The sequence below is a fragment of the Paraperlucidibaca sp. genome, from assembly GCF_982810325.1.
Window position 1 is genome coordinate 1 of the sequence record NZ_CEYEMI010000030.1, and the last position, 22,390, is coordinate 22,390.

Consider the following 22,390-nt stretch of genomic DNA (forward strand, 5'->3'; position numbering starts at 1 on the left):
GTACTCAATACCATTGCCGGCGATGCGGTTGATGACATCGGTGTAGAGGCTACTGCGCTTGGGGTCGCCCGTAAAATTATCGGCCCATTGGTCGCGAAAACGGCGTATGCCGGCCTTGTCGAGCGGGAACTCGTGCGCGGGCATCAGTGTGAGCTTTTCGATAGCCTCGACGGTGCGCTGAGTTTCGCCGTCGAACAGGCGCAGCGTTTCGATTTCATCGTCAAATAGCTCTATGCGCACGGGGTGTTCAGCGCCCATTGGAAAGAGATCGATGAGGCTGCCGCGCACGGCAAACTCGCCATGCTCATAGACCGTATCGACTAGGCGGTAGCCAGCGGCATCGAGCTGTGTGCGAGTGTCATCGAGTGTGAGTTTTTGACCGATGCGCAGGCTCACGGCCTGACCTAGCAGCCAATCTTTCGGCGCTAAACGATGCGCACTGGTGCTGGCCGAAATGACCAGCACGCCACGTGGTGTTTGCGCCAGCGTGGAGAGCACCTGTAAGCGCTGCGAGATGATGTCTTGGTGCGGTGAAAACTGGTCGTAGGGCAGGGTTTCCCAATCGGGAAAATGCGCGATAGGCCAACTTGTTGCATCGGGTAAAAAAAATCGTAGTTCATCTTCTAGGCGTGCGGCAGTTTGGCTGTTGTGGGTGATGACCACGACCATGCCGGGGTGTGTTTGCACGATCTCCGCGATGCTTAGCGCCTGTGCGCCGCCGCTGATGCCGCCCCAATGGCGTTTGTCATCGGCGCGAGTGGGTAGGGCGGGCAAAGTGAGTACTGTTGACGATAACGCAGTGGTCATAACAAACACATTCCAAAACAGGGGTTTAGCTCAGCGGCGCAGAGGTTCAGCGGTGAGAAAACATGCGCAAGGTGCGACATTATGTCGCAGGTAAAGCTCAGATGAGTCACTTAAACTCGGTCTATCTTACTGGAGTTTTTAGATGCGTCCGATAAAACAAGAAGAGACGAGACATCTACAGCCATTAGCGTTGGCCATTGCCGCGATAAGCGCGGGCTTTAGCGTGCCGGCATTTGCTGAGCATGTGCTACCGGCTGTGACAATAAATGCTGATGCACAAAATTCCGCATTTTCCGTGAGTCCAGCCAAGGCTTTAAACGAGCTACAAAAAGCGCCAGGCGGCGTCAGTGTGGTCGATGCACAAGACTATCTGACCGGTCGCGCCGGCACCATGGAAGACACTTTAAAACTGGCGCCGGGGGTATTTATCGCCTCGCGGTTTGGCTCCGATGAGGCGCGCATTAGCATTCGTGGCTCCGGCCTGCAGCGTACTTTTCACGGCCGTGGCCTATTGCTATTGCAGGATGGTGTGCCGATAAATCTCGCTGATGGCGGCTTTGATATGCAGGCAATCGAGCCGCAAGCCACGCGCTACATCGAAGTTGAGCGTGGCGCTAATGCTTTGCGCTACGGCGGCGGCACTTTGGGTGGTTCGATCAACTATGTCAGCGAAACTGGCCGTACCTCACCGGCACTATCGCTACGTGCTGAAGCCGGCTCATTTGATTATCAGCGCTATAACTTAAGCGCTGGTGGCCAGAAAGGTGCGCTCGATGCCTTCGCCTCAACCAACTTTCAAGAGCAAGATGGTTTTCGCGATCATGCTCGCCAGCGCAACACACGCTTTGTTGGCAATGTTGGTGTGCAGCTGAGCCCGCAGCTAGAAAATCGTACTTATGTGACGGTGGTTGAGACCGACTCGGAGCTACCGGGTAATTTGACCTACGCCCAGCTGAAGGCCAATCCGCGCCAAGCCAATACACGTGCTGTGGCGCGCGACCAGCATCGTGATTTTATGCTTTATCGTTTGGCCAATCGCACGCAATACACCCACGCCAACGGTGACAGCACCGAGGCTTCGGTGTTTGTGGCGAAGAAGCGTTTGTACCATCCGATAGAGTTTTTCCCCACAGGCCCCGGCTTAATTGAGCAGGACTCACAAGATTGGGGCGTGGGCCTGCGCCATACCGCCAATACCACGTGGGATGGTAAGGCTCAGCAGCATATTGTTGGGGTGCAATGGCGCCATGGTTTGACCGATGATGAGCGCTACGGCTATGCCAATAATGCCTTTGTACCAGGGCAGGGCTTTGCCGTTGGTCAGGCTCGCGGCGCGTTAGATCACCGGCAAAAACTCAGCGCCGATAATATCGACCTGTATGGCCAAAGTAGCTGGGATTGGTCGACAAAATTGACGACAGTCGTTGGCGTGCAAAGTAGTTTTGCTAGCCGTAAGCAGACGGTTGAGATCGATAACAACGGCCCCGATTTAGCCACGGGAGCCATGCTTTTACCCACGGGCAGCTACAGCGAAAGCTATCAGCGCACTTCACCTAAAATAGGCCTGATTTACCGCCTAGCGAAAGATACCGAAGCGTATGCCAACGTGAGTGGCAGTTTTGAGCCGCCGAGCTTCTCTGAGGCGCTCAATAATCAGCCCTTAAAAGCCCAACGAGCAATAACTGCGGAGGTCGGTGCACGCGGCCATATCCATCTCGCCGACGCACGCTTGGGCTGGGATGCATCGCTGTATCGCGCACGCATTCGCAATGAGTTGTTGACCTTGGCGGTGGGCACTAGCTCGGCCACCATCAATGCCGATAAAACCTTACACCAAGGCGTCGAACTTGGCCTGTCGGCACGAGCTAATGCATGGCGTGCTCAAGCTAGTTATCTCTACAATGACTTCCGTTTTGTTCGCGATGCTAGCGCTGGCAACAACGACATTGCCGGCTTGCCTAGCCAAGTGCTCAATGCTGAGGTTGCTGTAAAACTACCTGGCAATGTTTGGTTTGGTCCAACGTTGCAGTCGGCTTCACGCGCTTGGGTTGATCATAAAAACACGTTAAACGCACCGGGCTATAGCGTTTATGGCGTCAAGCTTAATCAGTCAATGAGCAATGGTTTTGCTTGGTTTGTCGAAGGCCGTAACTTGGGCGATAAGCGTTATGCCAGCACCACAGGTGTGATTTTTGATGCTGGCGGTGCGGACCAAGCACAGTTTAGCCCTGGCGATGGCCGTGCAGTTTACGCCGGTGTGAGTCAGGCATTTTGATGATAACTTCTCGTTTGAGCCGGCTCGCACGCTGGCATCGCACATTGGCGCTGATAGTGGTTTTGCCGCTGCTGGCGTGGTCGCTAACCGGCTTATTGCATCCACTAATGACGCGCTGGCAGCCTTCGGCGGCGGCCATGGTGCCACCTCCTGAAATCGTCAACGCGCCATCGGGCACGAGCTGGCAGGCTTTGCCCGCGCCAGCCTCGGTGTTACCGAAAGATCTTGTGATGACTGAGTTGCGCCCGCTGACGTGGCAGGGCGAGGCTTATTGGATGGTTGGCGGCGCAGATGGCACACGGCAGTATTTTCGTGCTCGTGATGGCCAGCTAAGCGACATTGAGCCAGCGTTAATGACGGCTTTGGCGCGGCATTTCACTGGCATATCCAGTGGCGAGGCCGAGCTACAGCTCATCACTTCGTTTAGCGCCGAATATCCCTTTATAAATCGCTATTTGCCGGTGTGGCGTGTGCAGTTTAGCGGCCACGACACCGTAGCATTTATTGAGCCGCGTGGCCTGCGTTTATCGGCGCTGAGCGACCCATGGAAAACATGGTTTAGCGCGACCTTTTCGCGGCTGCATAGCTGGAGCTTTTGGTCGCATGAGCCTTCGCGTGATATCGCCATGGCCATTGTGTTGAGTCTTAGTTTAGCGGTGGTTGTTACTGGGATTTTTCGTTTATTTCGGCGTAAGACTGTCGTTGGGTCGAAGGCACTTAATTCTAGCAATCCAACTGAATTATCTACGCCGCGTGCAGCACGACGCTGGCATCGCCGCCTTGGTTGGTTTGTCGCGCTTGGCGCCATCGCGTCGATGAGCAGCGGTATGTTTCACGTCTTAGCCATCAATAAAAGCCAACCCAGCTTCAACGCTAAGCCCGAGCGCGTAGCATTTAGCGCTGGCCAGTTGCGCACATTGCCTCCGGTTTTAGGCGTGATGGGCGAGCGCAGTTTGGCGGTGGCTAGTGCCAACGGCCCATTGTGGATGAGCTATGCCGTTGATCGCGGCCACGGAGCCAAGAGTCAACATAGTGGCCACGATAAAGAGCATGCCGAACATCAACACCATGCTGCCACGCCCAACCTAGCGATAAGCCTACAGCGCGCCGAAAATGCCCAACCAGTAGCCATCGAGCGCTATGTGCAGGAACTAGCCGCTGGCGTATTGGCACAGCATCTCGGCGCAAGTATTGAGAGCCAGCAGGCAGTCACTGGCTTTACGGCAGAATATGGCTTCGTGCAAAAGCGCCTGCCGGTCTATCAATTACAGCTCGACACGCCCGATCACATCGCGATTTATATCGACCCTATCGATGCTGTCGTTAGTTCAGTGGTCACTGATTTGGCGCGCGTCGAGGGCTATAGCTTTGCCTATATTCACAAAGCCATGTGGCTCGATGGTCTTGGCAAAGATGCGCGTGATGGCATCCTTGGGCTGCAAGCTTTAGGCGTATTTGTCATGGCTTGCCTTGGCCTTTTGCTAGCGAGAAGGCGGCGCTTAGGCTAAAGTTTGCGCAATCTTTAGCTGGATACGAATATGAAACAAGCTGTCTTTATTACTGGCGCTGCTGCTGGCATTGGCCGCGCTGTGGCGCTTGAGTTTGCGCATCAAGGCTGGTTTGTCGGTGCTGCCGATCTTGATGAGGTTGGCCTTGCCTCACTGAAGTCAGAAATTGGCGCTGAGCGTTGCTTCACGACGGCGCTCAATGTTGCCGATGCCAAACAGTGGGACAAAGCTTTAGCGAGCTTTTGGAAAGCCTCGGGCGAGCGCCTCGATGTGTTGGTCAATAACGCCGGTATTTTATCCGCGGGTGCATTTCACGAGATTCCGCTGCTGCGTCATCAGGCCATTATCGATATCAATGTAAGCGGCGTCATGGCCGGCTGCCACACGGCGTATCCCTATCTATGCAAAACGCCGAAATCGACGGTGATCAATATGGCTTCGGCTTCAGCCATGTTTGGCCAGCCGGGCTTGGCGAGTTATTCATCGAGCAAGTTTGCCGTGCGTGGGCTCACCGAAGCGCTCGATTGCGAATGGGCGGAGCAGGGCATTCGTGTGAAAAGTATTTGGCCGCTATTTGTGCAAACCAATATGGTTGTTGGCTTGGATAAGCTGCCGAGCGTGAAGTCATTGGGCATCAAGCTCAATGTCGATGACGTTGCGCGTGCGGTTTGGTATGCCGCCAATGATCGTGGCGAGACCAGCCCGATTCATTACCCCGTGGGCTTGCAAACTAAGGTGCTGAACTTGGCGATTAAGTTGTCACCGGCGTGGATGAGCCGTTGGATTAACCAGCGCATGAGTAGCGAGCACTAATTCACTCTGCTGAACCCTAAGCCATTACTAAGCCGCTTTTAGACAGCCTTCACCAAAGCCTGGAACTCACGAAAACGTGGGTCTAGGCTATCGTGCATCCATTCAAAGCCTGCCATTTCCACGCTAATAATCTGCGCGCCAGCTTGACGCAATCTCGCCATCGCCGTGGCTTTATCGCTAGCATGGCGTGAGCCGCAAGCCTCTTCTACAACCCAAACACGACGTCCGCTCATCAGCACACCCATGGCCGTTTGCAGCAAGCAAACATGCGCCTCGCAGCCAAATATCACGACATCATCTGCTGCGCTCGGCAGAGCATCGAGCAGCTCAGCATGGCAGGCATTGAAAGTTGTTTTCTCAATTTCGTGCGTGACTAAACTGCGCACCATAGCCTCAGTTGGCCCGAGCTTTTCGGGCCTATGCACAGTGGATATTCGCGGCACATCGAGCAGCGCAGCCATACGCAATAAGCGCTGCGCCTGAGCTAAAACATTCGAGCCATTATCGATGGCGGGCAATAGCCGACCTTGTAAATCGACCGCGACAACCACACTGGTTTTGGCGCTAAGTAGCATAGTCATCGTCTCCATAAGCTAGCGAAGTCACGCTACACTCTAGCGTAAATAGCGCAGCGGAGGCGGGGATGTCAGAAGCAATGATTGAGGCCATTAGTTGGTTGTCGGTAGCAGCCACCATGGCGATTTTGGCGCTATATGAATTTCGTTTTGCTATTCGAGCTCGCCGTCCAACTGAGCGCGTGGCCCGGCAGGCGCACGAGACTTTACGCGAAGAGTGGTTTGCTGCCATTAGCACCACGCCGGGCACGGAAGTGCTGGCGGTGCAAACTCTGCGCAACTCATTGATGTCGGCTAGCGTTACCGCCTCAACGGCAGTGCTTGGCTTGGTGGGTGCAGTGACGTTGTCGGCGCCGCTATTGCGCGAGAGTTTTATTCTTGGTGGCATGCCCATGTTCACGCCGCGTTTAGCGCTGGAGCTGGTGCTTTTGGTGCTGCTGCTGTCATCGCTAATTTCATCGGCAATGGCAGTGCGCTATTACACTCATGCTGGTTTTATCGGTGCGATGCCGGTTGGCTCAGAGTCGCGCCTACGCTGGACAGCAACTGGCGGCTTGTATGTGCGTAGAGCGGGCGTACTTTATGGCCGAGGCCTGCGCAATTTGATTTTGCTATCGCCTGTGCTCACCGGCATTGTGTATCCGTTTGCAGGGCCGGTGGCGGCGATTATAGTGGTGCGTGGTTTGCAGCGGTTTGATCGCCTGAGCAAGCAAACACGCAGCGTGCATCACCCAGAAACGTAAACACGAAATCAGCACTAGTGAGGGGCTAGCTCGTTAACGCAGGCCCCTCACGCCAGTGTTAGCGAGCAGCTGCAACCACGCCGTCGAGCATGCGATAAACGTCGGCTTCGACCATATAGCGCGGCACGCTATACATGCCGTGAGCTTCAGTCAGTGCGTCGTGGGCGATGCGTTCGTAATCGCTGTGCTTGATCAAGTCGCCTTGGTTTTTCAGCGGCAGTCGCGATAGCAGCTCATGCACATTGCTGATCAATGCATCTGCAGCTGCGCTATCGTTTTGCTGCGCGCTGGCAAAGCCTAAGTCGCGTGCTAATAACGCGTATTTTTTCAGGCAGTTGGGTTTATTAAAGGTCAGCACATGCGGCAGCACCATGGCGTTGGCACGGCCATGCGGCACGCCATAGTTAGCCCCGAGTTGATGCGCAATAGCGTGAACATAGCCCACCGCCGTGATGTTTAAGCAGATGCCGGCATAGTGCGATGCCAAGGCCATGGCTTCACGCGCAGCGAGGTTTTTTGGCTCATTGCAGGCGGTTTCTAAATGCTTAAAGATCATGCGAACGGCAGTGCTGTTGTAGCCGTCGGTTTCGGCGTTGGAGAAACCACTGACCCAGCCTTCCAGCGCGTGTGTGAGTGCATCGACGCCAGTTTCTGCGGTGACCGACGCCGGCATGCCTTGCGTGATGAGTGGATCTAGCGCGGCGGCTCTCGGCACCATGGCCGGATCTACTAGCAGCGACTTGATGTGCGTGGTGCTATCAGAAATAACCGCAGCAACACTCGCTTCTGAACCAGTACCCGAAGTCGACGTCACCACAAAAAAAGGCAGTGATGGTTTGCGGCCTTTTAGCACGCCGACTAGTTGTTGCGGGGTTTTGCCTGTGGAGGCAGCAAGCGCGATGACCTTGCCGGCATCGATAGCCGAGCCACCGCCAACAACCAAAATGGCATCCGCACGTGCGGCTTTGCACGCTGCTAGACCGGCTTCGACGACTTCAAATGTGGGGTCAGGGCGTACGCCAGTGAATAGCGTTGTTTCCACGCCATGGCTCTTTAGCTCGGCAATCAATGGATCGACAGTGCCTAGTTTGGCCAAAACATCATCTGTAATCACCAATACGCGTGTGATGCCTTGATCGGCCATGCTGCGACATAGGCGTTGCGCTGAGCCTTCGCCAAGCATAACCAATGGCCTTGGCATGGATAAGACTTTGATAATTGCCCAGAGGGCGCTGAGTTTTGGCAGTGATTTCAGGCGATTGGTAGTGGCGGACATGGCGCAGCGGATCCCTTAGTGAGTTGACTAGGGGGTCACGCTACAATGCCAGTGCGCTTTCGGCAAGCAAAAATTGTCAGACAATATGGTTAAAGCGCTTTTATGCCGAGCGCTAACTCGGCATTTCGGCGTCAATCAGTGCAGCTTAATTTCAGGCCGTGACTTGCTGCTGAGAATGTCTTTGCAAAACAACACAGCGGTTTTAAAGAAGCCGTGTATTGCGACTTGGTGCAGACGATACAGCGAAATATACATAATTCGCGCTAGCTTACCCTGCACAGCAATCGAACCCATGAGCACGCCAACAGCGCTGCTATTGAGCGAGACCAATGAACCTTTATCTTGGAAGCGGAAGTCTGCCACTGGCTTGCCAGCGATATGGCGGGGCAGGGCCTTGAGCAAGTAGCTCGCCTGCTGATGTGCAGTCTGCGCGCGGGGCGGCACCGGACGGCTACTGCCAGGCAGGGTGCAGGAGCCACAATCGCCCATCGCAAAGATGTGCGGATCACGCGTGGTTTGCAGTGTTGGCTGAGTGATAAATTGGTTGATGTGATTGGTTTCAAGGCCGCTTAGGTCTTTCATGAAATCAGGTGCTTTGATGCCAGCTGACCACACCTTAAGTGAGGCGGGTACAAATAGTCCGCTACTTGCTTGTAGGCCATCTTGGCTGATTTGCGTGATTTTTTGGCGAGTAAAGACTTTGATGCCTAGGCTTTCTAGCTTTTGTCGCGCGGCCGTCGATGTGCCTTCTGGCAGGATGGGCAAAATGCGGTCGGCGGCTTCGATCAAGCTGATATTGACGTGGCTAGGCGAAATGCCATCGAGGCCATACTCGGCAAATTGATGCGCGGCATGATGCAGCTCGGCGGCAAGTTCAACACCGGTGGCGCCAGCGCCAACAATGGCAATATTGAGTTCAGGTGGATTGTCATGGCGGTCAGTGTAGGCATGAGCGCGCAGATACATATTCAAAAATTCGGATTGAAAACGGTCGGCCTGAGCGCGTGAGTCGAGGAATATACAATGCTCGCGCGCGCCCTCGGTACCAAAGTCATTTGATGTAGAGCCAATTGCCATCACTAACCAGTCGTAGTTCAAATGGCGTGCGCTGGCTAACGGTTTGCCGTGGCTGTCGCATAATGGCGCCAAAGTGATGGTTTTCTCGTCGCGATCGACGCCTTCAAAACGTCCTAATTGGAACTCAAAATGGTTTTGCGAGGCATGGGCAAAATAGTTCAACTCGTCTTCATAGGAGTTGATGGTGCCAGCCGCGACTTCGTGCAGCAGTGGTTTCCAAATATGCGTTAAGCAGGCATCAACTAAAATAATGCGGGCCTTACCTTGCTGGCCTAAATTGCGCCCAAGGCGTGTTGCTAGCTCAAGTCCGCCGGCACCACCGCCAACGATAACAATGCGTGGAGTGACCATTTTGTCTCCAAAATCAATATTTTATCCGGCAGCGTAACGCCAGAAGCGGCGCGCATTGTATGAGAGCGAGTATCCTCAGTCATTGCTATTTGTGACTGTAGAGTCGAAATGCCATCGCTTAGATGCCTTGGTGTATCTAGTAAACTAGGGCATGGTTCAGCCTTTCATGCGCCGAACCACCAACCATTCTGAGATTGTTTAATCCATGCGCCTCGATAAATACATTGCTCAAACCACGGATCTATCGCGCGCCTTAGTGAAGATAGCTTTAAGAAATAAGCGCGTTATGGTCAATGGAGAGCTCACGAAAAGTGCCAGCTTAGTCATTGGCCCCAATGATACGGTGCAGCTCGATGGCGACACGCTCAGCTCAGCTGGGCCCCGCTATTTCATGCTGAATAAGCCCGCAGGATATGTCTGTGCCACTAGCGATAATGTTCACCCTACGGTGCTTGAGTTGCTCGATGAGCCTAATCGGCAAGTGCTACACATTGCCGGCCGTCTCGACATCGACACCACCGGTTTGGTGTTAGTTACCGACGATGGCCCGTGGAATCATCGCGTCACATCGCCGCGTAGTGAGTGCGAAAAGACTTATTACGCCACCTTGCTAACGGATCTTGCTGATGATGCTGAGGAGCGCCTGCAGGCCGGCTTGCAGCTGCATCACGAAAAGCATCTGACCAAGCCCGCCACGCTAGAGCGTGTGTTTAGCAATGAGGTGCGCCTGACGATTTGCGAGGGCAAATACCATCAGGTGAAAAGGATGTTTGCCGCGCTCGACAATCGCGTGCTCGAGCTACACCGCGAGCGCATCGGCGATATCGTGCTGGATGATGCGCTGGCGGTGGGTGAGTATCGCGCTTTGACCGAAGCCGAGATCAATAGCATTCAGTAATCGCGTTTGATTACAGCTATTGGCTAGCCCGTAAGGCTTCGTTTAGCTGGTCCACGATGCCAGTCCAGTCAGAGTCTAGCATTAGTGCCTCGCGAATAAAGCTCGCTTGCGAGGCTGTCCAGAACTCGGCCTCAGCCAGTGTTTTCCCCGCTGGCAATGGCCGGTGCTTAGACAAAAACTCGTGTATTTCAGCATCTTCAGAAGGCAGTCCAAGCTGTTGAAATAGCTCGGTCATGCGGTGATGAGCTTGGTTCATTTCGGTCACCTCTTCAGTTTGTACTACGAATACTTAGCCTATACCTAACGTCCAGTCGGGGCGAATATAGTGGCAGGTATAGCCCCTTGGATTGTGTAGCAAATAGTCTTGATGCTCAGGCTCTGCTTGCCAGAAATCGCCAGCGGGCTCAACGCTTGTCACCACCTTTCCTGGCCAACGGCCACTGACATTGACGGCAGCGATTACTTCATTGGCAACGTGTTGTTGCTGATCTGAGGTGGTGAAGATCGCGGAGCGATAGCTGCTGCCTCTGTCGTTACCTTGTCGATCAGGTGTGCTGGGGTCATGGATTTGAAAGAAAAATTCCAGCAGCTGGCGATAGCTAAGCTGAGCTGGATCAAACACTACCTCAATGGCCTCGGCGTGCGAGCCGTGGTTGGGGTAGGTGGCATTTGGCACATCGCCGCCCGAGTAGCCAACACGCGTGCTTAACACTCCCGGCTGTTGGCGAATCAGGTCTTGCATGCCCCAAAAGCATCCACCAGCCAAAATAGCGATCTCTGTGTTTACGCTCATATTTTTGCCCCTGAATATTCCATTGAGTAAACCTTAGCGCAGCGGTATTGCATCGATCTCAATGCTGCGCTCGTTGTCGCTGAGCCAGAGCTGGCCATCCTGTACAGTGCATTGCAACTTCATGTTTTTTTGCACAAAGACAGCGAGTGGCGTATCACCTTGCACCACTAATCGGCGCACCTCCAGGTTGTTAGCGCGCTCTAATTTCGGCGCGATGGCTGCCCACCAAATCGGCACCGCATTGCCGTAAGCAACGACGGCGACTTGGCGTGAGCGCCCGCAAGATTTCATCACGCGCCTCTCATCAGGCTGGCCTAGATCGACCCAGAGATCAATTGTGCCGGTGAGATCTTTTTGCCAGATGTCTGGCTCATCGGGATCGCTTAAGCCTTTGGAGAAGGCGAGGTCTTCGTGCGCGTAAAGTACAAACGCCAGCAGCCTAAGCATGAGGCGTTCGTCATTTTCCGAAGGGTGTTGGGCCAGTGTGAGCACATGATCGGCGTAGTAGCCACGATCCATGTCGGCGATATTGAGTTCAACTTTACAGATGGTGGCTTTCAGCGCCATTCAATTTCTCGTAGGTCAGTTGGCTGCCCAAAGAGAAATAGGCCATGCCGAATAGCGCCTATGGTAGCTCCTTTTCGCCCACTACTGACCTCTGGCTTTCATAGCGTTTAGAAAGTCTTGTTATTAAGCTCTAGATTGTTACCTGCCATTATTGCAAGTTGGCAGAGCAGTGCCTCCTTGCTTAAACCAAATAGGTGCTGAGACAGCCACAGGAGCACCTGTAGCCTTATCTCTCACTCTTACGAAAGCCCAGTTTTGCTTTGCGCTATTGCTTAAGGTGAAAGTGGTAGTTGCTGCATTGTGCGATATGAGCGGGGAGTAACTCACGGAGTTATCTGCAAGCGAGCTAATCACTTCAATAATGGTGTTATGAGCAAGTAGTGGCGTTTTCTTGCCCAAGCGATCGGCCACGCTGACCTGAAATTTTAGTTGATCGGTGGGTGCTGCTATGCGAGAGCCCATTGGGTATGCCTTGTCTTGCGGCGACTCCGTTACGGTAAAACTAAGCTGTAAGTGGTTATAGTTTTGCGCGACGGCATATACGCGGCGCGCTAATAAGGCCTCTCGAAGGTCACTTTGACTTTGTGTGCGAGCAATAATCACCGTCTTTGGCAGATTTCCATCTCCCCAGCGACTGTCATGATGATCCTCTGAGCCTATAGGCGCGAGATACCAGCCTTTATCTAGAGCGTAGCCTAACCAGCTTTGTTTTTTACCATCGCTGTCGTATTCATCACCTTTGCCAAAGACCTCAAGACCTACGACACGGTAGTCGGCGGCTGGCACGTACTTCAAGTCATTGAAGGTATAAGCGGGATCGCCAGGGGCTGACAGTAAGTCTTGAAGTGGATTGCTGGGTAGCGGGCTTTCTTCGGCAAGCTTTCCTAAGCCTAAGGGCGAGAGCGCCTTTTTTAAATCCGATAATGGGCCATGGATAGCATCCTCACGACCAGGGTGGTTAAAAATCATTAAGCCATCTGAGCCGCCGCCAAGGCTAGTTGGCATGACAAACCATGCCCAGAAACCTTCCATTGTGAGCAAGTATCCTGGCCCTAATTTTGGATTGATGAAGTGCTGTGACATCAGCACATTGGCATGGCCAAATCGATCGGATGTCCACTCAAAACCACGCATAGCAGTAAAATTTGGTGTGCTCGCTTGAAGTGCCTGAGTGTGCGTTGCATCCCATTTTGTGAAGTTACTTGCGATGTTGTCTGGGTCGGATAACAGGCACCCTAGAGGGTTGGTTGCGCAAAATTCTGGGTTTTTTGCAAGCACTAGTGGGATAGGTAGTCCTAAGTTGTCTGAGTGATCCGTGGTGAAAGCAAACGACCAACCTTTATCTTTGGCGCTGGCAAATACATCCGCTGGCTTGGTGAGTTGATAGCCATCGGAATAGGCTGTGTGATCATGCAAAACACCAGTGAAGTGCGGCCAATTAGTTTGGCCGGCAGGGTTGCATGTGCCCGCTGAGTCCTGACTTCCAGATAGTCCGGCTGCGGACGCAATGGGGTTATTCGTTAGCAGCTGCTTGAGCGCACTGAAGCAGCTAGGTTGTGTTGGCGCCGCCAAGCATTCAGCAATAGTGGGTTGAGCGTATTGCTCTTGAGGTGCTACCGATACACTGACGGTGTCATTGACGCTTACCGAGCCATCAGAAACTGCCACTGCAAAAACTAATGTGCCTGCTTTAGACGGCGCAGTGAATGAGGCCGTTGCAGATTCTGAGTTGGCTATATATACAGCCTCTCCTTCTGTTTGAGTCCAGGTATAACGTAAACCATCGTTATCCATGTCTTTAGCGCTTACTAATAGTGCTACTTGTTCATTAGGGCGAGCAGGGGTAGGGGTGGCTTGAGTTCGTTCAATGATGGGGGCTGAGTTATTGGTTGATGCGCGTTTAGTTACTCGTGTTTGGGCACGAGCTTCAGCTCCTTCATTGTCAGTAACGCTGAGCTCATACACATACACTTCTTCGGTTGAGGTGGTATTGCTGAGGGCGGTCGTTATTTGACAGTCGGTGCCGACTACTGCTGCTGGCGAGGTGGCTAAAACCCAACGGTAATGGGTAATTTCTCCGTCGGGGTCAATCGACTCACACCCATTCAGGGTCACATCAGAGGTGCCGTGGGCGACCGTTTGGTCTTGGCCTGCATGCGCTATTGGAAGTCTATTGGGCAGAACGTTGCGGACTAAAACAGTTGTTTTGTCCTCTGTCGTTTGGCCTAGGTTGTCTTCGACAAGAAAAATAAAGGTCAGCACCGTATCGCTTTCAACTTGAGGTGCTTGAAATTGAATATTTTTTTGCCCGTTGTCACTGGGCAATGTGGCTTTAGTGCTGTCGCTAGCCAGTTGCTGCCATAAGACACGGCGTATCGATTGACCTGTCCCTGGAGTAGCTTGGCCACTAAGCATTATTAGATCGTTTTCTTGAACCGTTTGGCTAGGGCCAGCAACGGCAGTAGGCCTTGACTCATTACCTATGCTTGGTGCCCCGCTATCAGCCCGTTCTGTGCTGCTGGAGCCATTACCGCCACAGGCAATGAGTGAGATTGAAAGTAAGGTAAGGCTTAAGCATGGTGTAATTCGCATAGGTAGTGCTCGGCAAAATGTATGGAAGCTGGACAAGCCTCTTTGACGGAACACCCCTTATATAACAAATTTGTTACATAAGTGTTAATAGTGGCTGCGGATTAGACTTAGCCGTTGCGTTTTTATTAGCCATTCGTCCAGTTTAAACCTGCCAACGCTGACGCATATTAGCGGTCTGGTCGACACTGAGCATGCCTTCAGGCTGCGACGCGTATCAGAAGACACTTTGGTGGTGAAGTCGGAGCAGGGCTTTGCCAGCATGGCGACCAAGCCCTATGGTTTTAGCGCTGGCCATGAAGTGGTGCTAGATGACGTGCGCATCACCGTTGAGCAGGTAAATGCCGATGGCCAGCCGCTGCAAATTCGATTTTCTTTCAAGCCTGGGGCATTGTCGGGCTATAAAGTGATGCGTTGGCAGGCTGAGCGTTTTGTTGCAGCCACGCTGCCTGAGATTGGCACGTCGATAGAAATTAACTAGCCCCATCATCATTTCCAAAATGGAAGACTGAGACATGAGCAAGCGCTTAAAGATTATCGGGCTAGTAGTCGTGTTGGCGCTGCTCGCAGCTGCTGGCGTATATGTCGAGCAGTTCATGAGCAAAAAAACACCTAGCTTTGATATTTCATTGAGCTGTGGTGTGCCGCCACCAGAGGAAGAGTCTGAGCTGGCACGCTTGTTCGATTTTGCCGAAAACCATGAAGGTGAAATGGTGCAGGTCAAGCTAAGTTACTACCCTGGCGACTGTAGCTGCCCGCGTAGTGAAGACGATGACCCAAGCATTGTTGGGATGGTCTGTGAGCATAATCCAGAGTGGTGGCTTGCTGAGAAAATGAAGCAGTACAACTGTGTCGAGGCGCTAAGCATGGCTGGGCATCGTGCTGGCATTGCGTCATTTTGCTTTCCAACGCATGACATTCTGCCGATCAAAGCAGGCTATTCCAGAGAGCAAACCGCCACTTATCAAAGCATATCGGGGTCGTTCTTACTGAATTGGGAATGGAGTCTAGGCGCACCGCATGTACAAGTATTATTGCCTGATTAAAAACGCGTGACTGAGCCTTAGTTCTCAATAGCAGTGGCGTGTCAGCATTATTTATCCCCATGATTTATATATGAGTTTTTGCTTAGTCAAACTGATCCCAGTAAGGGCGATCGCCATAATAGCCATCTAAGAACTCGACAAAGCACTTCACTTTATTCGCTAATAATTGACGACTAGCGTACACCGCATACAGCGTTAGCGGCTCGGGCTCATGCTCTGGCAAAACAATCGTCAGCTTGCCTTCTTTGATTGCCGCGCCTGAGATAAACGTGGGCTGTAAGGCGATTCCTGCACCGGCGATAGCCGACTCGACTAAGACATCACCGTTATTACAAACCAGCTCATTGCTACGTGCTCGGTCACTGCTTCGCAGCCAGCGATGCGCTAGCTGATTGGCGTCATCCTCTAAATAGCTATAGCGCAAATAACGATGTGCCTTAAGGTCTTGCAGGCTTTTAGGCATGCCGTGCTGCTGCAAATACTCAGGTGAGGCGCACATCACCAGGCGTACTGGCGCGATGCGCTTGGCAATTAATGACGAGCTTTTTAGATGCCCAATACGCAGCGCAATATCAAAACCCTCTTCGACAATATCGACTTTGCGATCGTTGATTTGCAGATCTATATCCACGGCTGGATGAGCTTGCTGAAAGTCGATCATGAGCTTTGCCATATGGCGAATAGCGAAAGAGGCGGGCGCGCTAATGCGCAGTAGGCCGCTAGCGTGCGCTTGCATATCGCCTAGTTCGTTTTCCATGTCGCTGATGTCGCTGAGCACTTGCTGCGCGCGTTGGAAATAGCGCGTGCCGGCCTCAGTCAGATGCAGCTTGCGCGTGGTGCGATTGAGCAGGCGTGCGCCCAAATGCTTTTCGAGCTGAGCAATATGCTTGCTAACAAGCTGTGGCGACAGCGCTAGGCGCTCGGCGGCTAGAGTGAAGCTGCCTTCAGTCACGACGGTGATGAAGGCGCGCATAGCATCAATACGATCCACTGTTTACTCCGAAAGAGGCAATTATCAACAATGTGTTGATAATATAACAATGATTACTAGCTTAGTATTTTAAATCAATGATAGTAAGGTGTGTACATCACCTGAGGCGTTGCTTCGGGAGACTCTCAAAACACAACATCTGAGGTGACAATTATGAACTCCACATTTATACAGACTTTGCTCAAATCTACTGGCGGCTACGCTGCGTTCATTTTACGAGTACCTGTGGGCCTGATTTTGGCCGCTCACGGTTCGCAAAAACTCTTCGGCTGGTTTGGCGGCTATGGCCTAGAAGGCACTGGCCAGTGGATGGCAAGCATCGGTCTAGAGCCAGGTTATTTGATGGCACTGATGTCTGGTAGTGCCGAGTTTTTTGGCGGCCTAGCGCTAGCCTTAGGACTGCTAACTCGCCCTGCGGCGCTGGTTACCGCCTTTACCATGCTCATCGCCATCTTCAGCGTGCACATCAGCAATGGCCTGTTCATGTCCAATAATGGCTATGAATATGCGCTGACTTTGCTTGTGGTGACGCTGGCGTTGACTGTTCAAGGTGCAGGCCGATTCGCGCTGGATAACGCGCTGCTAGCCTATTTCGATAATAAGAAAGCGAGTTAATCACATCGAGATGGGCAGCCTTAATGGCTGCTCATCTTCGATATGGCCTTTTAGGCTGCAATAGCCGCAGAACTTTAGATAGGAGACATGCCATGAGCACGCAGACAATGAAGTCCGACGAAGAGTTTGATCAAAAGTGCGCTAATCCCGATGGATGCAAAACCATCGACCTGTTGATTGAGACTAGCGAAAAAGACTTAGGTGGCTTCACGGTGCGCCGCGTGCTGCCAACTAGGCAGCGCCGCATGGTGGGCCCGTGGATCTTCTTTGACCATATGGGGCCGGCTAACTTCGCTGCGGGAGAGGGCATTAATGTGCGCCCGCATCCGCACGTCAATTTAGCCACGGTCACCTATCTATTTGAAGGTGAAATACTGCATCGAGATTCTCTCGGCAGCTTTCAGGCTATTCGTCCGGGCGACGTTAACCTGATGGTGGCGGGCAAAGGCATCAGCCATTCCGAGCGCGAGCGACCAGAAGTCACGCAAGTGGCACATCGTCTACATGGCCTGCAGCTTTGGCTGGCTTTGCCAGAGGCCGACGAGGAAATTGATCCTGCGTTTTACCATTACCCCAGTGCCGATATTCCTAGCGCTGAGGTCGATGGAGTGGCTATTCGAGTGATTATTGGCAGCGCCTATGGTGCAACATCGCCAGTCAAAATGTATGCGAACACGCTTTATGTCGAGGCGCATTTGCGCGCAGGGCAGAAAATTACGGTACCGAATGCGCAAGAGCGTGCCGTCTATGTGGCTGAAGGCGAGTTGAACTCGGGCGATACCTTGATTTCTGAGCGCTCGATGGCGGTCTTGTCGAATGCGCCCACTATTGAGCTGACGGCAACGCGCGATTCGCGTATCGCCATTGTTGGTGGTGAGACGATGAGCAAGCGCTATGTCGAGTGGAACTTCGTGTCTAGCCGCCGCGAGCGTATTGAGCAAGCTAAGGCAGATTGGAGTGCTCAACGTTTTCCAAAAGTGATTGGCGATGAAGACGAATTCATTCCATTGCCGCAATAGCTTCACGAGCTGATGGCATGAGCAAGCGCGCAACACATATTGTAACGCCGGCGTCCACATGGGCGCCTTTTGCGCACAGCGCTTTTGCCTTGTTATGGACGGCAACGCTGATTTCCAATATTGGCGCATGGGTTCACAATGCCGGCGCCGCTTGGCTGATGACCACGCTCGACCCTTCGCCAGCCATCGTGGCGCTAGTGCAAGCGGTTAGCGCGCTGCCTATTTTCTGCTTTGCGCTATTGGCCGGCACGCTGGCCGATCGTGTCGATAAACAGCGCTTTTTGATCATCGTAAATATCGTCATCGCAGCGGTGACATTTGCCCTCGCAGTGCTGGTCGCACTTGGCTGGATGACGCCACTTTTGTTGCTCGTATTCACCTTTATGATTGGCACTGGTGCGGCATTTATCGCGCCCGCATGGCAGGCGGTGGTGCCAGAACTAGTGCCGCGCGAGAGCTTGCAGCCAGCCATCGCCCTCAATAGCTTGGGCATTAATATTAGCCGTGCGATTGGGCCAGCATTGGCGGGCGCGCTGATCATTTATATTGGTCTGGCAGCGCCTTTCGTTGTTAATGCCATGAGCTATTTGGTGATCATCGGCGCGCTGCTAGCGTGGAAGAGACCTCCAGCACCGGCGCGCACACTGCCGCCGGAGCCTTTACTCGGCGGCATGCTCACAGGCTTACGGCATGCTAGCCATAATGCACCGCTGAAGGCGACGCTTTTGCGTGCACTAGGCTACTTCACGTTCGCTAGCGCTTACTGGGCACTATTGCCTTTGATTGCACGCGCGATTCCCGGCGGTGGCGCTGGATTTTATGGCATTTTATTGGGCGCAATCGGTGCTGGCGCTGTTGTAGGCGCGCTGGCATTGCCTCATATCCGAACCAAGCTCGATGCCAATCAGCTGCAGGTACTTGGCACCATCATGACAGCTGCTGCGATGCTGGGCCTTGGCTTTGCGACCAGTGCTTGGTTCGCTGTTCCGGCTGCATTGTTGGGTGGTTTAGGCTGGATTGCCGTGCTCACCAGCCTCAATGTGTCGGCACAAACCGCATTGCCAAACTGGGTGCGCGCCCGCGGCCTGTCTATCTTCATCATGGTGTTTTTCGGCTGCATGGCGGCAGGCTCTATCGTCTGGGGCCAAGTGGCCTCAGTCACGTCGCTATCGACGACATTGCTCATTGCCGCGGTGGGTGCAGTAGTCGCCATACCGCTAACGTGGCGAGCGCAGCTGGGCCAAGGCGAGCACCGCGACTTAACACCGGCGATGAGTTGGGGCGCGCCGATCATTGCCGATAGTTTCGATGATAGCCCCGATCGCGGGCCGGTAATGGTGACGATTTCGTATGTAATCGAAGCGAATAATGCCGACGATTTTCTGCAGGCCATCCACGCCTTGTCGGCTGAGCGCTACCGTAATGGCGCTCATAGCTGGGGCGTTTATCAAGATGCCGCCGATCCAAGCATTTGGTTTGAATGGTTCTTTCTGTCGAGCTGGGCGGAGCATTTACGCCAGCATGAGCGCGTCACTCAACATGACCAAGATATTCATGATGCCGTGCGTGCTTATCACTCTGCCGCTAAAGCGCCAGAGGTGCGGCATTACCTTGCGCCAGTTCGAGCACTTCAGCGCTAAGGCATAAAGCCTTAGGCTGAACCCTAGCGCTTAGTAAAGCTAAGCGTCTCTGAGCACGATGGCCGGGGCAGTGCGCCAGACTTTCCGTGTCGCGGCCATGCCGGCAAGGCCTGTGAGCGCAGCGCCCAGCAGCGGAGTAATAAGCCAAAGCTCACCATGCCATGTGGGTGGTAAGTCCAGCAGCGTGATGTATAACGCAGCGGCTAGAAGCTCAGTTAAAACCACCGCCAATAGCCCTGCCATCCCGCCCAGCAATATCATTTCCGATAAGCCACGCTGCATAAGCTGGCGACGACTAGCGCCGAGCGCGCGCAGCAGGGCCGCTTCCTGTCGGCGCTGATCTTGCCCAGCCGCGATGCAGGCCAGCAACACCAGCACGCCGGCTGCGAGCACAAACAACAGCACAAATTCAATCGCGCGCGAGACATCATCGAGCAGCTTACGCACCTGCGTCATGATGGCATCGACGTCGATTAGCACCACCGTGGGAAAGCGCTGCAGCAATGTATTGAGCACGTCACGATTGCCGCTGGGCACATGGAAAGCAGTAAGGTAAGTCGCCGGAAAGTCGGCTAGCGCTGCCGGCGGAAACACCATGTAAAAGTTGGGCTGAAAGCTGTCCCAATCTACTTTGCGCAAACTGCTCACGGTAGCTTCAACATCGCCTTCCGCCAGAGTAAACATCAAGCGATCGCCAAGGCCGACGCCCAGTTTTTCCGCCAACTTAGACTCGATCGAGACCGGCCATGGTGCGCTCGACGGGTTTGCCCATTCGCCTTCAAGTAGCTCATTGCCCAATGGCAAAGTGTCAGAGATGGTGAGGTTTAGCTCGCGATTGAGGGCCTCAAGGTTTGGTTCTTTGTCTTTCGTCACCGCGGTGACCACGGGCTCGCCATTGATGGCGGTAAGGCGACCACGAATCACCGGATATAAGGCGTCGATATTGATGCCGGCATCGGCCAACGTTTGGCGAAACTCGGCGGTGTCATGTGCGTCGATACCGAGCGCAAACTGGTTGGGCGCATTTGCGGGAAGCTTGCTTTGCCACGCCGTGATGAGCTCACCACGAACACTGGTGACCAAGAGCATGGCGGTCATACCGATGCTCAGCGCAAGGATTTGCAGTGTGCTGGCTTGTGGTTGTCGCCAGAGCTCGCGCAGCCCAAGTAGGGCGTTAGGCAGTGAACGCTCAGCGAATGTTTTGCGCAGCAGCACAAAGACGCTGCGCAAGATGATGGTGAGCAAAAACGCTAGCGCGCTACCACCGACAACGAGCAAAAGCGTTAATTGCCAGCGACCTGTTTCTAGCATCAGCAACGCAGCCAATGCCGATAAGGCCAGTGCAGTAACGGCGATTAACCCGGGCGAGTTTGGCGCTAATTCTCGGCGAATAACCCGCAATGGGGAAACGCGAAACAAGCCGATTAGGGCTGGCAGTGCAAAACCCAGCAAGGTTAACGTGGCGGTGGCAATGCCGGTAAGCAGGGGGCGTTGCCAGGCAAAATCCAGCTCTGCCGTGGGCAGCATGCTATCGAGCAATTGAAACAGCAGCTGCGAGGCTAAGGCACCGAGCCCAGCACCAAGCACAATGGCCACCGCCCAAATAAGCCCGAGTTGGCGTAGATAAATGCCCTGCACGCGGCGGCGACTAGCGCCCAAGCAGCGCATCAAGGCCATGGTGTCGAAATGGCGTTCGGCATGGCGGCGAGCGGCGAGGGCGACTGCCAAGCCCGATAAAATCACGGCGGCAATGGCAGCGATGCTCAGATAGTCGCTGGCACGCGCGAGTGGTGTGCCAACTTCTGAGCGCCCGCTGGCGACATCTTGCAGGCGTTCGCCAATGGCGAGCTTTGGCTTTAGCTCATCGTTGAAATCAGCCACAGCTTTAGCCGGCCCAGCGAGCAATAAGCGGTATTGCACACGCGATCCGGGCTGGATGAGGCCGGCAGCTTCGACATCGGCGGCGTTGATTAGCGCGCGTGGGGCAAATGCGGAGAAGTTACCAGCACGATCGGGTTCGCTGGTGAGCACAGCAGTGACGCGCAGGCGGATATCGCCGAGCTGCACCTCATCATCGAAGCCGATGGCGAGCAGGCCAAACAGGCGCTCATCTAGCCAGAGTGTGCCGGAGGCGGGCAGGCTGCCGGCGGGGAGTTGTGTCTTGTCACGACGCGCCTGTAATTCGCCGCGCAAAGGGTAGCCAGTGCTGACGGCTTTTACTGCCGCTAACTGAAACTCATCCTTGTACTGAATCATGCTGGAGAATTCAGTCACGGTGGCCTGTTGCAAATCGTGCTTGCTGGCTTCTTTAAGCACTTCTGGGCGCAATGGCCGACTGCTATCGAGTACGAGATCGGCGCCGAGCAAGCTGGCGGCTTGGCGCGTTAAGCCTTGCTCTAAGCTGGAGCTGAAAAATCGCAGGCTGGTCGTGGCGGCCACGGCAAGTATCAAGGCCGCCAATAGCAGCCAGATTTCACCGGCACGAATATCACGCGATAGCAGTCGCCAAGCCAATTTCATGCGTGGCTACCCGCCACTATGCGGCCGCCATCGAGATGGATTTGGCGCTGACAGCGCGAGGCGAGGGCTTCATCGTGAGTGACTAAAATCAGCGTGGTGCCAGCATCGGCATGCGCTTCGAATAAAAGTTCGATGATGCGCGCCCCAGTTTGGCTGTCGAGGTTGCCAGTAGGCTCATCTGCGAGTAGTAATTTTGGCTCCATGGCAAAGGCGCGAGCAATCGCCACGCGCTGCTGTTCGCCGCCAGAAAGCTGCCGTGGCGTATGTGCCTCACGTGCACTTAGGCC

Annotated in this window: 20 protein-coding genes and 1 pseudogene; 10 read left to right on the forward strand and 11 right to left on the reverse strand. The window is 53.9% G+C overall.

The window, feature by feature from the left end:
- Nucleotides 1-807, reverse strand: a pseudogene (locus AC3DKE_RS09270) (transcription-repair coupling factor); the annotation flags it as partial.
- Nucleotides 808-949: 142 nt separating this feature from the next.
- On the opposite strand from AC3DKE_RS09270, the gene AC3DKE_RS09275 reads away from it, so the two are divergent.
- The 3 genes from AC3DKE_RS09275 to AC3DKE_RS09285 are packed head-to-tail and all read left to right on the forward strand — an operon-like array spanning nt 950 to nt 5,403.
- Complete coding sequence (locus tag AC3DKE_RS09275; protein WP_487990509.1) at nt 950-3,082, forward strand: TonB-dependent receptor family protein; 2,133 nt, start codon at nt 950-952, stop codon at nt 3,080-3,082.
- Nucleotides 3,082-4,590, forward strand: coding sequence for a hypothetical protein (locus AC3DKE_RS09280; RefSeq protein ID WP_487990510.1), 1,509 nt, complete (start codon nt 3,082-3,084; stop codon nt 4,588-4,590). Before AC3DKE_RS09275 ends, AC3DKE_RS09280 begins: the two co-directional genes overlap by 1 nt.
- Before the next feature lie 30 nt (nt 4,591-4,620).
- Nucleotides 4,621-5,403, forward strand: a complete 783-nt coding sequence (locus AC3DKE_RS09285; RefSeq protein WP_487990511.1) for an SDR family oxidoreductase — start codon at nt 4,621-4,623, stop codon at nt 5,401-5,403.
- A 38-nt stretch (nt 5,404-5,441) separates the two neighbouring features.
- Here the strand turns inward: AC3DKE_RS09285 and AC3DKE_RS09290 are convergent, their stop codons facing one another.
- Nucleotides 5,442-5,984, reverse strand: a complete 543-nt coding sequence (locus tag AC3DKE_RS09290; protein WP_484216676.1) for an isochorismatase family protein — start codon at nt 5,982-5,984, stop codon at nt 5,442-5,444.
- 62 nt (nt 5,985-6,046) lie between these two features.
- Here AC3DKE_RS09290 and AC3DKE_RS09295 point away from each other — a divergent pair, with 62 nt between their 5' ends.
- Entirely contained in the window at nt 6,047-6,721 is a 675-nt protein-coding gene (locus AC3DKE_RS09295; RefSeq protein WP_487990512.1) for a DUF599 domain-containing protein, read from the forward strand.
- Nucleotides 6,722-6,779: 58 nt separating this feature from the next.
- Here AC3DKE_RS09295 and AC3DKE_RS09300 read toward each other — a convergent pair whose 3' ends face one another.
- Together AC3DKE_RS09300 and AC3DKE_RS09305 are read right to left on the reverse strand one after the other, a co-directional pair.
- On the reverse strand, nt 6,780-7,997 hold the full coding sequence (locus AC3DKE_RS09300) for an iron-containing alcohol dehydrogenase (protein WP_487990513.1): 1,218 nt from the start codon (nt 7,995-7,997) through the stop codon (nt 6,780-6,782).
- Between the two features lie 135 nt (nt 7,998-8,132).
- Nucleotides 8,133-9,425 (reverse strand): NAD(P)/FAD-dependent oxidoreductase, encoded by a 1,293-nt coding sequence (locus AC3DKE_RS09305; protein ID WP_487990514.1) that lies wholly within the window; start codon nt 9,423-9,425, stop codon nt 8,133-8,135.
- A gap of 205 nt (nt 9,426-9,630) precedes the next feature.
- Between AC3DKE_RS09305 and rsuA the strand changes: the two genes are divergently transcribed.
- Entirely contained in the window at nt 9,631-10,323 is a 693-nt protein-coding gene (rsuA, locus tag AC3DKE_RS09310) for a 16S rRNA pseudouridine(516) synthase RsuA (protein ID WP_340675211.1), read from the forward strand.
- Nucleotides 10,324-10,339: 16 nt separating this feature from the next.
- Here the strand turns inward: rsuA and AC3DKE_RS09315 are convergent, their stop codons facing one another.
- From AC3DKE_RS09315 to AC3DKE_RS09330, 4 genes are all read right to left on the reverse strand, one after another.
- Nucleotides 10,340-10,579 (reverse strand): DUF2789 family protein, encoded by a 240-nt coding sequence (locus AC3DKE_RS09315; RefSeq protein WP_340675212.1) that lies wholly within the window; start codon nt 10,577-10,579, stop codon nt 10,340-10,342.
- Between the two features lie 33 nt (nt 10,580-10,612).
- On the reverse strand, nt 10,613-11,116 hold the full coding sequence (msrA, locus tag AC3DKE_RS09320) for a peptide-methionine (S)-S-oxide reductase MsrA (RefSeq protein ID WP_487990515.1): 504 nt from the start codon (nt 11,114-11,116) through the stop codon (nt 10,613-10,615).
- A gap of 33 nt (nt 11,117-11,149) precedes the next feature.
- Nucleotides 11,150-11,683: a YaeQ family protein gene (locus tag AC3DKE_RS09325; protein WP_340675214.1), complete on the reverse strand. Its 534-nt coding sequence runs from the start codon at nt 11,681-11,683 to the stop codon at nt 11,150-11,152.
- A 138-nt stretch (nt 11,684-11,821) separates the two neighbouring features.
- On the reverse strand, nt 11,822-14,275 hold the full coding sequence (locus AC3DKE_RS09330) for a PKD domain-containing protein (protein WP_487990516.1): 2,454 nt from the start codon (nt 14,273-14,275) through the stop codon (nt 11,822-11,824).
- A gap of 229 nt (nt 14,276-14,504) precedes the next feature.
- On the opposite strand from AC3DKE_RS09330, the gene AC3DKE_RS09335 reads away from it, so the two are divergent.
- Nucleotides 14,505-14,753: a hypothetical protein gene (locus tag AC3DKE_RS09335; RefSeq protein ID WP_487990517.1), complete on the forward strand. Its 249-nt coding sequence runs from the start codon at nt 14,505-14,507 to the stop codon at nt 14,751-14,753.
- 34 nt (nt 14,754-14,787) lie between these two features.
- On the forward strand, nt 14,788-15,318 hold the full coding sequence (locus tag AC3DKE_RS09340; protein ID WP_487990518.1) for a hypothetical protein: 531 nt from the start codon (nt 14,788-14,790) through the stop codon (nt 15,316-15,318).
- A gap of 82 nt (nt 15,319-15,400) precedes the next feature.
- Here AC3DKE_RS09340 and AC3DKE_RS09345 read toward each other — a convergent pair whose 3' ends face one another.
- Entirely contained in the window at nt 15,401-16,309 is a 909-nt protein-coding gene (locus AC3DKE_RS09345) for a LysR family transcriptional regulator (protein WP_484216604.1), read from the reverse strand.
- Nucleotides 16,310-16,462: 153 nt separating this feature from the next.
- On the opposite strand from AC3DKE_RS09345, the gene AC3DKE_RS09350 reads away from it, so the two are divergent.
- The 3 genes from AC3DKE_RS09350 (at nt 16,463) to AC3DKE_RS09360 (ending at nt 19,583) form a co-directional block, all read left to right on the forward strand.
- Entirely contained in the window at nt 16,463-16,924 is a 462-nt protein-coding gene (locus AC3DKE_RS09350; protein ID WP_484216603.1) for a DoxX family protein, read from the forward strand.
- Nucleotides 16,925-17,016: 92 nt separating this feature from the next.
- Nucleotides 17,017-17,943, forward strand: coding sequence for a pirin family protein (locus AC3DKE_RS09355; RefSeq protein WP_411729867.1), 927 nt, complete (start codon nt 17,017-17,019; stop codon nt 17,941-17,943).
- Between the two features lie 17 nt (nt 17,944-17,960).
- Nucleotides 17,961-19,583, forward strand: a complete 1,623-nt coding sequence (locus tag AC3DKE_RS09360; RefSeq protein WP_484216601.1) for an MFS transporter — start codon at nt 17,961-17,963, stop codon at nt 19,581-19,583.
- A gap of 39 nt (nt 19,584-19,622) precedes the next feature.
- On the opposite strand, the gene AC3DKE_RS09365 is transcribed toward AC3DKE_RS09360, so the two are convergent.
- Both AC3DKE_RS09365 and AC3DKE_RS09370 read right to left on the reverse strand, forming a co-directional pair.
- Entirely contained in the window at nt 19,623-22,103 is a 2,481-nt protein-coding gene (locus AC3DKE_RS09365) for an ABC transporter permease (protein WP_487990519.1), read from the reverse strand.
- On the reverse strand, nt 22,100-22,390 hold a 291-nt coding region (locus tag AC3DKE_RS09370; RefSeq protein WP_487990520.1), incomplete at its 5' end, for an ATP-binding cassette domain-containing protein. The genes AC3DKE_RS09365 and AC3DKE_RS09370, both read right to left, overlap by 4 nt.

Excerpts from the sequence above, each read along its gene's own strand:
- AC3DKE_RS09275 (WP_487990509.1), top strand. The coding sequence starts at position 950 with ATGCGTCCGATAAAACAAGAAGAGACGAGACATCTACAGCCATTAGCG.
- AC3DKE_RS09280 (WP_487990510.1), top strand. The coding sequence starts at position 3,082 with ATGATAACTTCTCGTTTGAGCCGGCTCGCACGCTGGCATCGCACATTG.
- AC3DKE_RS09285 (WP_487990511.1), top strand. The coding sequence starts at position 4,621 with ATGAAACAAGCTGTCTTTATTACTGGCGCTGCTGCTGGCATTGGCCGC.
- AC3DKE_RS09290 (WP_484216676.1), bottom strand. The coding sequence starts at position 5,984 with ATGACTATGCTACTTAGCGCCAAAACCAGTGTGGTTGTCGCGGTCGAT.
- AC3DKE_RS09295 (WP_487990512.1), top strand. The coding sequence starts at position 6,047 with ATGTCAGAAGCAATGATTGAGGCCATTAGTTGGTTGTCGGTAGCAGCC.
- AC3DKE_RS09300 (WP_487990513.1), bottom strand. The coding sequence starts at position 7,997 with ATGTCCGCCACTACCAATCGCCTGAAATCACTGCCAAAACTCAGCGCC.
- AC3DKE_RS09305 (WP_487990514.1), bottom strand. The coding sequence starts at position 9,425 with ATGGTCACTCCACGCATTGTTATCGTTGGCGGTGGTGCCGGCGGACTT.
- rsuA (WP_340675211.1), top strand. The coding sequence starts at position 9,631 with ATGCGCCTCGATAAATACATTGCTCAAACCACGGATCTATCGCGCGCC.
- AC3DKE_RS09315 (WP_340675212.1), bottom strand. The coding sequence starts at position 10,579 with ATGAACCAAGCTCATCACCGCATGACCGAGCTATTTCAACAGCTTGGA.
- msrA (WP_487990515.1), bottom strand. The coding sequence starts at position 11,116 with ATGAGCGTAAACACAGAGATCGCTATTTTGGCTGGTGGATGCTTTTGG.
- AC3DKE_RS09325 (WP_340675214.1), bottom strand. The coding sequence starts at position 11,683 with ATGGCGCTGAAAGCCACCATCTGTAAAGTTGAACTCAATATCGCCGAC.
- AC3DKE_RS09330 (WP_487990516.1), bottom strand. The coding sequence starts at position 14,275 with ATGCGAATTACACCATGCTTAAGCCTTACCTTACTTTCAATCTCACTC.
- AC3DKE_RS09340 (WP_487990518.1), top strand. The coding sequence starts at position 14,788 with ATGAGCAAGCGCTTAAAGATTATCGGGCTAGTAGTCGTGTTGGCGCTG.
- AC3DKE_RS09350 (WP_484216603.1), top strand. The coding sequence starts at position 16,463 with ATGAACTCCACATTTATACAGACTTTGCTCAAATCTACTGGCGGCTAC.
- AC3DKE_RS09355 (WP_411729867.1), top strand. The coding sequence starts at position 17,017 with ATGAGCACGCAGACAATGAAGTCCGACGAAGAGTTTGATCAAAAGTGC.
- AC3DKE_RS09360 (WP_484216601.1), top strand. The coding sequence starts at position 17,961 with ATGAGCAAGCGCGCAACACATATTGTAACGCCGGCGTCCACATGGGCG.
- AC3DKE_RS09365 (WP_487990519.1), bottom strand. The coding sequence starts at position 22,103 with ATGAAATTGGCTTGGCGACTGCTATCGCGTGATATTCGTGCCGGTGAA.